14 protein-coding genes and 1 pseudogene are annotated in these 13143 nt (G+C 68.4%); 8 read left to right on the top strand and 7 right to left on the bottom strand.

Annotated elements, in window-relative coordinates; translation table 11 throughout:
* Positions 1–156 precede the first annotated feature (156 nt).
* Positions 157–606 (bottom strand): annotated as a pseudogene (locus ACIPV1_RS12050) (zinc-binding dehydrogenase); the annotation flags it as partial.
* Between ACIPV1_RS12050 and ACIPV1_RS12045 the strand changes: the two are divergent.
* On the top strand, positions 598–1152 hold the full coding sequence (locus tag ACIPV1_RS12045; RefSeq protein ID WP_402726470.1) for a hypothetical protein: 555 nt from the start codon (positions 598–600) through the stop codon (positions 1150–1152). The pseudogene ACIPV1_RS12050 and the gene ACIPV1_RS12045 overlap by 9 nt on opposite strands.
* Entirely contained in the window at positions 1149–1811 is a 663-nt protein-coding gene (locus ACIPV1_RS12040) for an ABC transporter ATP-binding protein (RefSeq protein WP_402726449.1), read from the top strand. The genes ACIPV1_RS12045 and ACIPV1_RS12040 overlap by 4 nt, the downstream gene beginning before the upstream one ends.
* A gap of 346 nt (positions 1812–2157) precedes the next feature.
* Here the strand turns inward: ACIPV1_RS12040 and ACIPV1_RS12035 are convergent, their stop codons facing one another.
* Complete coding sequence (locus tag ACIPV1_RS12035) at positions 2158–2907, bottom strand: alpha/beta fold hydrolase (RefSeq protein ID WP_402726448.1); 750 nt, start codon at positions 2905–2907, stop codon at positions 2158–2160.
* A gap of 70 nt (positions 2908–2977) precedes the next feature.
* Here ACIPV1_RS12035 and ACIPV1_RS12030 point away from each other — a divergent pair, with 70 nt between their 5' ends.
* A complete protein-coding gene (locus ACIPV1_RS12030) occupies positions 2978–3673 on the top strand; it encodes a helix-turn-helix transcriptional regulator (RefSeq protein ID WP_402726447.1) in 696 nt (231 codons plus the stop codon).
* A gap of 48 nt (positions 3674–3721) precedes the next feature.
* Here ACIPV1_RS12030 and ACIPV1_RS12025 read toward each other — a convergent pair whose 3' ends face one another.
* Positions 3722–4657 (bottom strand): alpha/beta hydrolase, encoded by a 936-nt coding sequence (locus tag ACIPV1_RS12025; RefSeq protein WP_402726446.1) that lies wholly within the window; start codon positions 4655–4657, stop codon positions 3722–3724.
* Between the two features lie 125 nt (positions 4658–4782).
* Here ACIPV1_RS12025 and ACIPV1_RS12020 point away from each other — a divergent pair, with 125 nt between their 5' ends.
* On the top strand, positions 4783–5193 hold the full coding sequence (locus tag ACIPV1_RS12020; RefSeq protein WP_402726445.1) for a MarR family winged helix-turn-helix transcriptional regulator: 411 nt from the start codon (positions 4783–4785) through the stop codon (positions 5191–5193).
* 196 nt (positions 5194–5389) lie between these two features.
* Here ACIPV1_RS12020 and ACIPV1_RS12015 read toward each other — a convergent pair whose 3' ends face one another.
* On the bottom strand, positions 5390–5950 hold the full coding sequence (locus ACIPV1_RS12015; RefSeq protein ID WP_402726444.1) for a TetR/AcrR family transcriptional regulator: 561 nt from the start codon (positions 5948–5950) through the stop codon (positions 5390–5392).
* Between the two features lie 81 nt (positions 5951–6031).
* Here ACIPV1_RS12015 and ACIPV1_RS12010 point away from each other — a divergent pair, with 81 nt between their 5' ends.
* Together ACIPV1_RS12010 and ACIPV1_RS12005 are read left to right on the top strand one after the other, a co-directional pair.
* Positions 6032–7273 (top strand): FAD-dependent monooxygenase, encoded by a 1242-nt coding sequence (locus ACIPV1_RS12010; protein ID WP_402726443.1) that lies wholly within the window; start codon positions 6032–6034, stop codon positions 7271–7273.
* 443 nt (positions 7274–7716) lie between these two features.
* Positions 7717–8253, top strand: a complete 537-nt coding sequence (locus ACIPV1_RS12005) for a TlpA family protein disulfide reductase (RefSeq protein ID WP_402726442.1) — start codon at positions 7717–7719, stop codon at positions 8251–8253.
* Positions 8254–8486: 233 nt separating this feature from the next.
* Here the strand turns inward: ACIPV1_RS12005 and ACIPV1_RS12000 are convergent, their stop codons facing one another.
* A complete protein-coding gene (locus ACIPV1_RS12000; RefSeq protein WP_402726441.1) occupies positions 8487–9563 on the bottom strand; it encodes an amidohydrolase family protein in 1077 nt (358 codons plus the stop codon).
* A gap of 128 nt (positions 9564–9691) precedes the next feature.
* Entirely contained in the window at positions 9692–10882 is a 1191-nt protein-coding gene (locus ACIPV1_RS11995) for a hypothetical protein (protein WP_402726440.1), read from the bottom strand.
* A 78-nt stretch (positions 10883–10960) separates the two neighbouring features.
* Here ACIPV1_RS11995 and ACIPV1_RS11990 point away from each other — a divergent pair, with 78 nt between their 5' ends.
* A complete protein-coding gene (locus ACIPV1_RS11990) occupies positions 10961–11584 on the top strand; it encodes a TetR/AcrR family transcriptional regulator (RefSeq protein WP_402726439.1) in 624 nt (207 codons plus the stop codon).
* A gap of 69 nt (positions 11585–11653) precedes the next feature.
* On the opposite strand, the gene ACIPV1_RS11985 is transcribed toward ACIPV1_RS11990, so the two are convergent.
* Positions 11654–12319: an SDR family NAD(P)-dependent oxidoreductase gene (locus ACIPV1_RS11985; RefSeq protein WP_402726438.1), complete on the bottom strand. Its 666-nt coding sequence runs from the start codon at positions 12317–12319 to the stop codon at positions 11654–11656.
* 116 nt (positions 12320–12435) lie between these two features.
* Between ACIPV1_RS11985 and ACIPV1_RS11980 the strand changes: the two genes are divergently transcribed.
* Positions 12436–13005, top strand: a complete 570-nt coding sequence (locus ACIPV1_RS11980; protein WP_402726437.1) for a TetR/AcrR family transcriptional regulator — start codon at positions 12436–12438, stop codon at positions 13003–13005.
* Positions 13006–13143 lie beyond the last annotated feature (138 nt).

Below are 13143 nucleotides of genomic sequence, written 5' to 3'. Positions count from 1 at the left end.
GCTGTGATCAGAAGTGGCCGGTCGTGCCCTGCTCCAGCAGTCGAAGACCGCGTGCCGCCACACTACGGCCCGGGGATGCGAACACGCCTGGCGCAACGACTCCCCGCTGGGGACTCGTCCAGATCACCGACCCGGGTGCGAACGGCCGACTGGGCGTCAGATCGTGCTGGCGTCGAGGACGAACCGGTACCGAACGTCGCTCGCAAGCATCCGCGTGTACGAGTCGTTGATGTCCGTCGCGGTGACGGTCTCGATCTCCGCGCCCAGCCCGTGCTCGGCGCAGAAGTCGAGCATCTCCTGGGTCTCGGCGATGCCGCCGATCATGGAACCGGCCAGTGCCCGGTTGCCGGCGATCAGGGAGAACGCGTGCAGTGGCAGCGGCTCGTCGGGAATGCCAACCATGACCATGGTCCCCTCGGCGTGCAGGAGGCCGAGGTACGCGCCGAGGTCGATCGGGGCGGACACCGTCGACAGGATGAGGTCGAAGCGGCCGGCGAGTTCGGTGAAGGTCGCGGGGTCCGACGTCGCACGGTAGTCCGCCGCACCGAGGCGCAGCCCGTCCTCACGCTTGCCGAGCGTCTGGGACAGCACCGTGACTTGGATCCCGAGCTGTTCGGACGCCTGGTGTTCCAGGTACTGAACGCCGACCTCGCCGTCGATCGCAGCCTCGATTTCGGTGGCGTCGTCGCGCGACTCGACGAGATCGGAGACGACACCGGCTTCGGGTCGTACACGTTGCTCGGAGTACCGAGCTACCTCGTGCAGCTCTCCCTCGTCCGCCAGCTCATCCAGGACAACCTGGTGCTCGTCGCCGCGCTGCTCGTCGTCCTCACCGCGGGCGCGGGCATCATCACGGCGTTCCTCCGCCGACTCCTGCACCACCGTCGAGCGCCAGTCGCGCGCGTGCACCATCTCCTCGGGAAGAGCCCGGACCACACGAGCCGACTGTTCCGCCCAAGCCGCCTCACCGAGTACACCGCCGCGTTCGGGCTGTTCCTCGCGTCCAGCGCGGTGCTCCCCAACGACAGTGCGATGGCTCGATTCGGCGCCGGCACGGCCCTGCTCCTCTGGTGCATGGCGGACGGCGCACTCGGCCGACGAGCCGTCTGCGTCGAACTGACCACCCAACACCGAAGAGGTACCCCACGATGATCACGCTGCGCGACGTCTCGAAGACGATCACCGAGCCCGACGGATCGACCAGAACACTGTTCGACCGACTGCACTTCGACCTTCGCGAAGACGATCGGTCAGTAGCCATCACCGGGCGCAGCGGATCGGGCAAGAGCACGCTGCTCCGGGTCCTTGCCGGCCTCGACACCGACTTCGGTGGGACGTACGGCCATGAAGGGCATGTGCTCGAGCGCTCCGCGTCCAGGATGGCGGCCCACCGGCTCCGACACATCGGCATCGTCACCCAGGACCACAGCCTGCTCGGCGACCGCAGCGTGCTCGACAACGTCCGGCTCGGAGTTCCTGCTCGTGCCGGCTCGGCGGACCGAGCACATGACGCCCTCGAGGCGGTCGGCATCGGTCACCTTGCCGGCAAGCGCCCACGACGACTGTCGGGAGGAGAAGCGCAGCGCGTCGCGATCGCTCGGGCCATCGCGAAGCGCCCAGCCGTCGTCCTTGCCGATGAGCCCACCGGAGCACTCGACGAGACGACCGAAGACGACGTGCTCGCCCTGTTCGATCAGCTGCAGCAAGCAGGGACCAAGTTCGTGATCGCCACTCACAGTGAGCGCGTTGCGCAGCGATGCGGACGTCGACTCCAGCTGCAACACGGGCAGCTCATCGAGTGCCGCACTTGATGGAGCCAGAAGCGAGCGAGCCTGACACCGCACTGCTCGATGCCGTCAGCCCGATCGCAGCTGTGGCTCGCCATCGTCGGGTGCGGAGTCCCAGGGCTCCGCTCCACCGTCGCCACCATCGGCATGGTCAGCCTCCTGCTCGCACCGCTCCCCGTGCACGGGACGCTCCCGCGACGGTCGGCACCGTTGCGCTCGTCGTGGTCGTCGCTCGGGTGGTTTGCGGCGTCGTGAAGTCGAAGCCGACCCGACGATCCGGGCACGACTCGGCCCTCCGACACCGCCACCGCGTCGCGGTCGGCTGACGGACAGGAGGCCCGGCGCCAGCTGGCACCGATCCTCCCGTCCGTCAGCGGCTGCGTTCAGGGCCCGCGACCGCCTCTGCGATCACTCTCGCGAGATCGCGCGGGCGACTCCACATCGGCCAGTGTCCGGTCGGCAGGTCGACGACCTCGACTCGGTCGAGCTCCGCGACCGGGGCGAACATCGGGTGCCCCTCGCGAGCGAGCTCCAGGACCTGTGCGCTCGACAGGGAGCAGCACACCAGCGTGGTCGGCACGTCCTTGCGTTCCTCGTTCAGCAGTTCGACCGGTTCTCGGAGGACGGGGGCGGGCTCGGGCACGGCCCGGTCTCGGAACCGCTCGAGGTGCGCTGCGCTGAGCCCCTCCAAGCTCGCCTGTCCGGCCAGCTGGTCGAACGGCGGCAGGGGCAGCTCCGCGACGTGGTCCGGCAAGTCGACCGCGAACGCTGACCCGGCCGCGCTGGGGCCGGAGTCGACCCAGACGACACGACGAACGAGGTCCGCGTGACGGTCGATGAACATGCTCACCGGCCCGTTGGCCCCACTGTGCGCAACGATCACCACGGGCTGATCACGAGACACACCGAACTGCGCGCAGCGGCTCACGATGGCGGCGACCTGGTCGGAGAGGGTCCTCGTCGCGCGGGCGCCGTCGTCGGGATCGAGGCCCGGCAAGGTCATCGCCACCGGTCGCCAGCGCTCCGGCGTGAACTCGTCGATGACCGCGTCCCATGCCCAGGCTCCGAGCCAGTGGCCTGCGATGAAGATGACGGACGGCTTGTGCGGCGAAGTTGTCATGCGTCCAGCGTCAGGGACGGTGCGGACAACTGTGTGTCACCATCTCTGACATGATCTCGCGACGTTCTCGATGAAGCGCACCGAGCGTCTGCACGCGCTGTCGGAGATGCTGCGCCGCGGGGGCGCTCGTGGGTACTCCGCTGATCGGCTTGCGCGAGAGTTCGCAGTGTCTGTCCGCACGGTCAAGCGGGACCTCGCCGCACTGTCGGACAGTGGCACCGCCGTCTGGTCTCGTCCAGGCCCAGGTGGTGGGTACGGACTCATCGTGGGGGCGTCGCTTCCGCCGGTGACGCTGTCGACCGTGCAGGCCACGGCGCTACTGGCGGCCGTCGCAGCTGCACCCGACGCCCCGTACGCGGACCACGCCGTGGCCGGGATGCAGAAGATCCTCGACGTCCTCGATCCGGTCACGCGAGACCGTGCCGTGGAGCTCGCCGACCGCGTCTGGGTGAACGCGAGCAGGGCACCGTCCCGCGCGGTGCAGTCCGCCCTCGAGCACGGCACGGCAGCGCAGCGAGTTCTCCGGATCCGGTACGTCTCGGGCACCGGAGCCCGCACGGTCCGAGACGTCGAACCCGTGATGTTCGCCTCGACCAACGGCCAGTGGTACCTCGTTGCGTGGTGCCAGCTCCGCGATGCGATGCGCTGGTTCGCCGTGGCTCGTGTCGAACGTGCGAGCGTCACTACCCAGCCGTGTACCGGTCACTCGATCCAGGAAATCGGAGAACCGCCGCCGAACGCCCGACCGGCGCACGGCCGGCCGTAGCGGTCCCCCGGCAGCGGTTCGGCACCCGCGGCGCTGCTCCTGGGCGACTCAGCCGTCGAGGTGCTGGCGGAAGAAGTCGTCCAGGGTGACGACTGCTTCGTCGACGTACGTCGGGTCGTCGTACAGCTCGTAGTGTCCGGCACCGTCGATGACGTGGAAGGCGACGGCGTTCGGTGCCTTCTCCCACAGGGTCAGGCCGTCGGAGTAGGAGAACGTTGTGCCGAGGCGGCCGCCGACGATGACCTGGAGGGGCTGGGTGAGGAGTTCCTCGACAAGGTTGAACGCGTCGTAGCCGAGGATCATGGCGTCACTGGTGAAGGAACGGCGGTTGGTGGAGTGCTCGTTGTACCCGCGCGGGGTCCGGTAGAACTGCACGGCCTCGAGCGTGTCGACGTCGGTGATGCCGAACGCCGCCGCTTGTTCCTCGGTGTCGGGGATCCAGATGTCGCGGTCGATGTCCTCGCCTGCGGCTGCGGCGGTGCGCTTGACGCCGACGGCGTCGATCATCGCGATCGCGGAATCCTTGGAAGAGGTGTCGGCTTGGCGGAAGGCTCGACCGATGTTGACGGGCACGACCGTGCCGAGTGCCTTGATGCGCTGGTCGGTCATGGTCGCGCTGACCGCGTAGCCGCCACCGGCGCAGATTCCGAGGGCGCCGATGCGGGAGTTGTCGACGTACGGCAGCGTCGTGAGGTGTTCGACGGCGAACCGGATGTCGTCGACCCGGGCTGCCGGGTTCTCGAGGTCGCGTGGCTGGCCGCCGCTCTGGCCCTGGAAGCCCGGGTCGAAGGCGAGGGCCACGTAGCCGCGGTCGGCGAGGCGGCGGCCGTAGTTCGCGCCGATCTGCTCCTTCACGCTGCTGCCTGGGGTGGAGATGACGACCGCGGGGTAGGTGCGGCCCTCGCTGAAGCCGTCCGGCAGGTGCAGCTGGCCGGCGAGGTCAAAGGTGTCGTTGGAGAAGGTGGTGTCGTGCGTGGTCGACATGGAGGCCGATACTTCCGAGGGGCCGAACGCCCCGGAGTAGACTGTTCGTCGGGCAAGGTTGTCCGAGACTACGAACGTTCCATTTGGAACTAGTACAGAACTGTACCACTCACGACGGAGGCCTCATGCACGACTCCAGCGCCGCCCGGATCTGGTCGTTGAACCACCAGGTGCTGACCCGGGTGATGAACGACTGCGCTCCGGAGATCGAGGCGCTCGGGTTGGAGGCGAAGGAGTTCTTCGTCCTCGGCGAGATCGACGACTGCCCGTACCCCGCCGAGCTCGCCGTTCGGCTCGTCCTACCCAAGCCCAGCGTGACCGTGTACTTGAAGAACCTCGAGGCCAAGGGCTTCGTCCGCCGGGAGATCGATCCCACCGACCTCAGGCGGCACCGCCTGGCCGTCACCCCGCAAGGACTGAAGACCCTCGACCAGGCGCTCGAAATCCTCTCCGCGAAGTTCGACGAATGGCTCGTCCGCCTCGACCCGAACGAGCAGACAGAGCTCCAACGACTCCTCGCGAAACTGCTCAGCTAGTCGCGCCTCCCGAGTCGCAGACCCAACGGGCGCCGCCTGGCCAGCCGGGGGGCGCCCCTTCCTCTGCTCGCTACCGAGAGGGAGTCTCGCCTCGATTCCTATCGGACGACGGCAGCGCTCACCTCAATGGAGCGTGCGGGGTCCTCGAACTCGGCTTGCCGCCGGGGGAAGTAACCGGTGGCAGCGACAGTTGGTCCTAGACGGCTCGGAGCACGGTGCTCACTAAACGTTCCGTGTCTTTGGCTGGGTCGAGTGGGGCGCCGAGCTGGGCCCAGAGGTATGCCGGTGCGATCACGAGTTCGATGCACCCCATGCCGTCGATCGTGGTGACATCCGCGGCGTCGAGCATCGCCTGGAAGTCGTCGATTCGAGGCTTCACGAGCTCGCTGACCGCCTCGAGATCCGGCGCTGCCTGCGACGCGGCGAGGAGTGCCCGCAGCAACCCGAGCGCGTGCGGCCCGCGGAGGCTTGTGAGGAGTCGGCCGACGTACCCCGTGAGGTCGGCGCGAAGGTCGCCGGTCGCCGGGACCGGGGAAGCCTGCCGGACGTCGCTGACCATGACGTCGAGCAAGAGTGACTCGATTGTCTGCCACCGGCGGTACACCGTGGTGGCGTGCACCCCGGCGCGGTTCGCGACTGCGGGCACCGTCAGTTCTGCTTCAGGATCCGCAAGCGTCGCCCGGACCGCGGCGAGGACGGCTTCCCGCGTGCGAGCAGTGCGCCCACCAGGGCGACGAGAACCGGCAACTTCTGGCATAACTCCACCCTATTGCACAGCCAGCTGCGTTAGGTATGCTCCAAGCTACTAACGCAACGTAAGTTGCAAGAACGGAGCATCATGACCACCGCGCTCATCGTCGGAGCTGGCATCGCCGGCGACACCCTCGCACTTTGTCTCGCCCGCGACGGATGGGAGGTCACCGTGGTGGAGATTGCGCCCGCGCTCCGGACCGGCGGACAGACCGTCGACCTGCGCGGCGACTCGCGGCAGGTCCTCGTCGACCTCGGGATCATCGGCGCCGCACTCGAGCACCTGATCCCGCAGCGCGGCATTGCCTGGATCCGCGCTGACGGCAGTCGGATGGCCGAGATGCCGGTCGAGGCGTTCGGGGGTCGCGGGTTCATCTCACGCGAGGAACTCTTGCGGGCCGACCTCGCACGTCTCCTGCATGACGAGGCGCGCGCGGCCGGTGTCGTGCACCGGTTCGCGGACACGGTCGACGCCCTCACGGACGCGGTCGAGGGGATCGATGTGCGCTTTCGTTCCGGGCGCTCGGGATCGTTCGATCTCGTCGTCGGCGCGGATGGAACGCACTCCCGAACGCGAGCACTCCGCTTCGGCCCCGAGTCCCGCTACCGGAAGCCCCTCGGTCTGGCGCACGCCTGGTTCACCCTTGATGAGCAACCCGAGACGCCTCTGCTGGATGGTTGGGCGCTGTCCTACAACGAGCCGGGTCGTCGCGGCCTGACCGTTCGGCCCGGCCATGACGGTCAACAAGAGGTCGGGATGACGTTCGCGGCGTCCACCGTGCCTCGCGATCGGGATGAGCAGCTCACTCTCCTCGGCAACGTGTTCGCCGGCACCGGGTGGCGTGCTGCCGAGTTCCTCCGAGCAGCACGGACCGCGCCGGACTTCGCACTCGACACGTACGACCAGATCCTCCTACCCGACACCTGGTCCGACGGACGCGTGGTCCTCATCGGTGATGCCGCGTGGTGCGCCAGCCCACTCAGCGGCCTCGGGACCGCACTCGGTCTTCGCGGTGCAGCAGAACTCGCACGCGCACTGCGCCAGCACGGTGTGCACGGAGATGCGTCCGGAGCGCGGATGGCCGCGGCGCTGCAGACGTTCGAAGGTGCCATGCGACCCAGGGCCGCCGCAGCGCAGAAACTACTTCCGGGCCGTGTATCCATGGTTGCTCCGAAACGCCAATGGGGCATCAGGATGAACGCCGTTGCGATGCGCGCGCTCCAGACACGCGCCCTCCTGAGCGCCGTCGGGTTCGTGACAGGCAGCCGCGGCCACGATGCCGCATCCGCCGAGAACGCCGCATCTTCGCCCACACCCGACGCGCGGTAGAGGATCGGCTTCCGGACGGCAGCGTTGCCGCGGACGAGGTACATATCAGCTTTGGACGCGGACGATCCACCCGATGATGTTGCCGTGGTGCGGTCGACGGTCGACGGTCGGCGGTCGGACAGTGTCGAAACGCTGTGCTGTTGCCCGCCATTGGTCTCGGGCACGGAGAAGTCACCACTGTCCGGATCGTTGACGGAACGCCCGAGTCACACACTCCGGTCAGATTGAAGATCACGGTCATAACGAAGGACGCTGCCCGACCGCGCAACGGCCCATGCCCCGGGTGCCTAGTGTCCGACAGCCTCTCCGTCTGCTCGCTGCGTGATGGCCTTGGCCCGTCGTGAGGTGAGGGAGGGCGGCACGCTTCTGCCCGCAAGGTTGCGTACCCTGGCGTCATGAGGGTGCTTCGAGTCTGGGGTGTTGCGCTGTTGGTCGGCGTCGCCGTGACGCTCACGGGCTGTACGACCGGCAACGACGGACTCGCCGAGCAGTACCGGGACGGTGACACGAACAACTACATCTCGGGCGACGGCGCTGTCACGGAGTACGCCGCAGACGATCGTGGTGCTCCGGTCACTTTCGAAACGCACGACCTCGACGGCAAGGTCATCCGCGCCGACGAGTACCGCGGCAAGGCGCTCGTCCTCAACTTCTGGTACGCGTCGTGCGCGCCCTGCCGGATCGAGGCGAAGGATCTCCAAGCCGTCAGCGATGATCGGCACGCGCAGGCGACCTTCCTCGGCGTCGATGTCCGGGACTCGGCGGCGACCGCGCGTGCTTTCGTGAAGGAGCACGACGTCTCGTACAGCAACGCCGTCGATGAGGACGCGGCCGTGCAGCTCGCGTTCTCCGGTATGAACGCACCCAACTCGACGCCGGCGACCATCGTTCTCGACGAGGAGGGCCGAGTGAGCGCCCGCATCCTCGGACCAATCAACCGCAGTGTGTTGACGACGCTGATCGACGAAGCCAGCAAGTGACGACGGAACGCCCGAGCCTCTGAGTAGCGAGCCGGTCAGCGCGCCGAGCGCGGACGGCGTGGCTGCGTCCCGCGGAGGGATGGGTCATCGGACGCCGCGACCGTCACCGGTGGCAACGATGAGCGGTAAGCGCCTGCGGCACGGCGATGTCGTCGGAGAGGGATGCTCCGACGAGACGAGTGAGGGCGTATGCCGACCACAACGCGCTCACCCTCCCGACAGTCCATTCACCGTCATTGACGCCTCGGAACGCTGTCGTTCGCCAAGCGGGGGAAGAGCTGTTCGGCGGCTGTCCGGTGCACTTCACCCAGTCGTTCTGCGCCGGGGCCGTCGTAGGTGTCGAGGTCGTGGTCGAAGCGGGCGGTCCAGTCGGGGTGTGCGTAGGGGAAGTCGCTGCCGTAGAGGACGTGGCCGGGTTCCGCGAACGCCAGCAGTGACGGCAACGACGTGGGAGATACGGACAAGGCGGTGTCGAAGTAGAAGTTGCGCAGGCCAGCCTGGATGCGCTCCGGCGTGGTGCCCGGGTTGAACATCGCGGCGGCGCTGAACCGGCTTGCGGCGTAGGGCAGGAACCCGCCGGCGTGGGAGAGGATCACACGCAGTTCCGGGTAGCGGTCGAACACTCCGTGTGCGACGAGGTCCACGGCGGTGCGGGTGGTGTCGAACGGGAAGTCCAGCAGTGCGGTGGGCATCCCCGGCAGCTGCGGGATCGGTGGTGCGGTGGGGTGGACGAAGACCACGGCCGAGCGAGCGTCGAGCTCTGCCCACAGCGGCTCGTAGGCGGTGTCGCCGAGGTACCGGCCGTGCGCGTTCGACAGCAGGAGCACACCGTCGGCGTGGAGCTCATCGAGTGCTCGCACGGCTTCGGCGACCGCGCCGTCGAAGTCCGGCAACGGCAGCACCGCGAAGTGCCCGAACCGGTCGGGCCGCTCCCGGACCAGCTCGGCCTGGTAGTCGTTCAGTTCGCGGGCGAGTTGGCGCGCCGCGGCGTCGTCACCGAAGTGCACGCCCGGTGCGCTGATCGAGAGCATCCCGGTCGCGATCCCCACTTCGTCCATCATCGCGATCGCCGCTTCGGGGCTCCACTCCGGCATCAACCAGCCGCCGATGGCCCGGGGCCCTCGTCGCGGTGCGGTCCCGCCGCTCGCACCCCACGGGTCCCACTGCGCGGACCCTCCGGTCGCAGCCTGCGCATCCCCCTGCGCGCCGGACACGGCGCCGGCCCCCATCGCTTTCGATCCTGCCGCTGCCATTGCCTCGAAGTAGCGGGGCGGGAGCAGGTGCTGGTGGACATCGATCTTGCCTTGCATCGTGCGGTCCTCCGATCGTCCTCGGTGACGAGGGCTGGTTGTGTGCAGAAGTGGTTGTCGTGGTGGTTCCCGCCGGTCGGACCGGGAGTGGTTCGACCCTTTGCGGGCGTCGAGCAGGCCTGTGGTGTTCAGGGCGTCGGGGTCAACGGCAGCAAGGCCGCGTTCGGCGTGCCTGCGGCGGACTCGAGTTGGGAGCCCGATGGGCCGGCTGCCGAGCAGGGACCTTGCTCGTGACGGAGTCCGCCCTTCGGTCGAGCAGCGGCTTCGCGTCGGTTCCGGATGAGCATCGCCGTCAGGGTGAGCAGGATCCCTGCCACGGCCCAGATGCTCAGCCGGATGATCGGGGCGGCGACCGCAGCGCCGTCGAAGTACTGGACGGACCGGAGCAGGTCGAGCGCGTCGCCCTGCGGGAAGACGTAGTAGAGCGTCTGGAAGAAGTCGTTGAGGACGTGGATCCCGAGCGGGCCACCGGACGACGTGTTCCCGAGGAGCACGAGCGCGAGCATCATCACCAGGGCGGCGATGGTCCTACCCACTGCGGCGACGCCCGTGACCGCTCCCCCGATGGCGACTCCGGTCAGCCAGAGGGTCCCGAACACGGCCCACGGGCCGACCGTCACCGCCCCGAGTGCGGAGTCGATCCACAGGGTGATCAGGCCGGCGAGGAGCCCGGCGTAGAGCACGAGGACGACGCTGCGCTCGACGAACTTCGTCGCCGTGTCGACGGTGCCGAGGATGCGCCCGAACACCGTTGCGCCGAGGGCGGCACCCAGGCCCGCGAAGAGGATCGCGTAGAACTCGATCGATCCGACCGGGTCCTTCTTCGGCAGGGGTGCGAGGTCGGTGGCCGTGTTGGTGGTCTGCAGCCTCGCCGCGATCGAGTCGCCGATGCCGGAGACTGCCTGGCCGAGGCCGCGGCCACCACCGCTGGCGATGTAGGTGGTGACGCCGGCGTCCTCCCCCGGCGCCGGCAAGACGACGGCGCCGTCGACGTCGCGGTCGAGCACCGCGGTTCGCGCCTGCCGCTCGGACGCCACGACGGTGAGGTCCAGCGATCCCTGCTGCTCGAGCGCCACGATCGCGTCGGCGTCGCCGGTGACCGCGAGGTGGACGTTGTTCGGCGTCGGATTGCCGAACGCGCTCGAGTAGCTCGTCAACATCGCCATAGCCAGGAGCAGGATCGCGATCGCACCGAGGACCAGGTTCCGGTAGCGATGCGCTGATCCCGGCCCTTCGGAGTTCAGCGTGCCGCCCGCGACCGCCGCTTCGAACTCGGGGTGTTGCGGGCCGTCTCCGCGGCCAACGGCAGGCTCGGTCACGTGCGTCATGATGTCCTTTACAGTTGTCCAGTAGATGACGAACGTACATCAGTGGCCCGACTCTGGCAAGATGGACTCATGACCGAGGGAACGAGCACGGCGCCACCCGTGGGTCACCGGGTGGACCCGCGCATCACCCGCACCCGCGCCGCCCTGATCCGGGCGCTGGCGACACTGGTGTCCGAGGCACCAAAGGGTGAGACGATCTCGATGAGCGCCGTGGCACAGCGTGCTGGGTTGAGCAGGCAGGCCCTCCACAACCACTACAGCAATGTCGGTGACCTGGCGACGGACCTCTGGATCAGCCGCCTCCTCGAGGACCAGCTTCCGCTCGACGAGGCCGCGGCGAACCTCCCACAGGCCCTCACTGACGCCGTTCGGGAGCGCGGGATCGAACCGCTGCTCGCCGCGGGACGTGCGGATCGCGGCTTCTTCGACAAGCTCCGCGCCGTTCCACGTGGCGAGCGTGTCGCCGAGGTGCTCGCAGCCGCGATGACGACCTGGCTGACGGAGTCGGATCACGATCCCGATCACCATCGACCGGAGATCGCTCTGACCGGGGACGCCCGGACCTTCACGATCGGCGGCATGATCGCGCTCGTGTCGACGTGGCAGATGGCCGACGCGCCACCGAGCACGGCCGAGCAGGTGGCGACACTCCGGACCTTCGCAGCGGCGGCTGCAGCGGCTGGCGCCGGCTGAACCGCGCGGACCCGGGTCCCGGCAGCCCGGCGGATCCCGCCCGGGCCAGCAGCCCGGGCGGGAGGCGCGTCAGCCGTCGTACGCGACGTAGTGCAGCTCGGCGTCCCGCCGCTCGTCGTGGAGCTTCACGTAGGACTGCGCGATGACCGCCGGTTCAGCGTCCGGTCGCCCACCGCCGATCAGCGCGGTGATGGCGACGAACCCGACGTAGACACCCTTGTCAGCGAGAGCGGCATTGAGGTTGAGCGTCCAGTTCCGGAGCCCCGCCGCGGCGATGTTGACGTTCCCGCGCACCGGCGTCCGGGCGAGCGCACCACCACCGGTGGTCACGAGGACCGTGCCGGCGCCCGCGGCGATCATGTCCGGCAGGACCTCCCCGACGGCCGCGATGGCGCCACCGAGGTAGAAGTCGAGCTGCGGCTGCAGGTTCTCCATCGTCACGTCCACCGCGTCGACCGACTCCAGGGTCCGGTCAGCTGGGGAGAACTCGAGGACGTCGATCGGCCCGAGCGTCTCCCGGATCGATCGGAGGGCACTCCGGATCGTGCCCGGCTCGCTGACGTCGGCGGTGAACCCGCGAGCCTGGATGCCCTCCGCGACGAGCTCACCCGCCAGGGAGTCCACGCTCGCCTGGCTGCGGGCCACGAGCGCGACGTCGAAGCCCTTCTGCCCGAAGGCCCGCGCGATCTCGAGACCCAGGCCCGGTCCCGCTCCGATGATGGTGATGAGGGGCATGATGCGTCCTTCCGTGGCCCGCCGCCGGGCCGTGCGAACTGGTGCGGTAAGTTGAGGTCGTCCTCAGGCCCCTGCAGCCTATGTTGAGGCTGACCTCAATTTACTCCGGAGTCGCTGTGAGCACCGCACCCCGACTGCGCCGAGACGCACAGGCGAACGTCGAGAAGCTCCGCGCTGCCGCCATCGCCGTCTTCTCAAAGCGAGGGCTCTCCGCGCCGCTGGAGGACATCGCCCGCGAGGCCGGCGTGAGCATCGGCACGCTCTACAACCGCATCGGATCGCGCGAGGACCTCATTGACGCAGTCGTGCCCGACATCGCGGGCGCGAAGCTCCGAACCCTGCGGGAACGGACACTGGCCCAGGACACTCCGCGCGCGCAGCTGGAGACCTTCATCGCAGAGATGATCGACCTCCAGCGAAGCGACCCGGCCATGAACGACGCGATGCTCCGGCGCTACCCCGACGCCGTGCTCCTCATCAACGCATGCGAACGATCGATGGCGCTCGGAGCGGAACTCGTCGCCAACGCACACAACGCCGGCGTACTCACCGCGGACTTCACCACCGAGGACCTGATGACTGTCTTGTGGATGGCCGGGATGGCCAGCCATGACCCTGCCGCTCCGGACGGGTGGCGCCGTGTCGTCGACCGGAGCATCTCCGCTGCCTGGACCGTCCAGGGCTGACGCCGCGACGAGCCTCGCGTCCGCACCACCGGCAAAGCCGCCTCCGTATCGCTATCGCAATCGCGAAACCGAGTGCCTCACAGAGGGAAAACTAGGAGTCGTTGAACGGCGCGTCGGACCTGTGCAGCCATGTCAATG

Source organism: Curtobacterium sp. NPDC089991 (assembly GCF_044748425.1).
Classification (GTDB): domain Bacteria; phylum Actinomycetota; class Actinomycetes; order Actinomycetales; family Microbacteriaceae; genus Curtobacterium.
The sequence above is the reverse complement of the archived record's forward strand: the minus strand, read 5'-3'. Positions and strand labels throughout refer to the sequence as shown.

Bases quoted from the DNA above. Each gene is read 5' to 3' on its own strand.
- ACIPV1_RS12040 (WP_402726449.1), top strand. From the start codon at position 1,149: ATGATCACGCTGCGCGACGTCTCGAAGACGATCACCGAGCCCGACGGA.
- ACIPV1_RS12035 (WP_402726448.1), bottom strand. From the start codon at position 2,907: ATGACAACTTCGCCGCACAAGCCGTCCGTCATCTTCATCGCAGGCCAC.
- ACIPV1_RS12030 (WP_402726447.1), top strand. From the start codon at position 2,978: ATGAAGCGCACCGAGCGTCTGCACGCGCTGTCGGAGATGCTGCGCCGC.
- ACIPV1_RS12025 (WP_402726446.1), bottom strand. From the start codon at position 4,657: ATGTCGACCACGCACGACACCACCTTCTCCAACGACACCTTTGACCTC.
- ACIPV1_RS12020 (WP_402726445.1), top strand. From the start codon at position 4,783: ATGCACGACTCCAGCGCCGCCCGGATCTGGTCGTTGAACCACCAGGTG.
- ACIPV1_RS12015 (WP_402726444.1), bottom strand. From the start codon at position 5,950: ATGCCAGAAGTTGCCGGTTCTCGTCGCCCTGGTGGGCGCACTGCTCGC.
- ACIPV1_RS12010 (WP_402726443.1), top strand. From the start codon at position 6,032: ATGACCACCGCGCTCATCGTCGGAGCTGGCATCGCCGGCGACACCCTC.
- ACIPV1_RS12000 (WP_402726441.1), bottom strand. From the start codon at position 9,563: ATGCAAGGCAAGATCGATGTCCACCAGCACCTGCTCCCGCCCCGCTAC.
- ACIPV1_RS11990 (WP_402726439.1), top strand. From the start codon at position 10,961: ATGACCGAGGGAACGAGCACGGCGCCACCCGTGGGTCACCGGGTGGAC.
- ACIPV1_RS11985 (WP_402726438.1), bottom strand. From the start codon at position 12,319: ATGCCCCTCATCACCATCATCGGAGCGGGACCGGGCCTGGGTCTCGAG.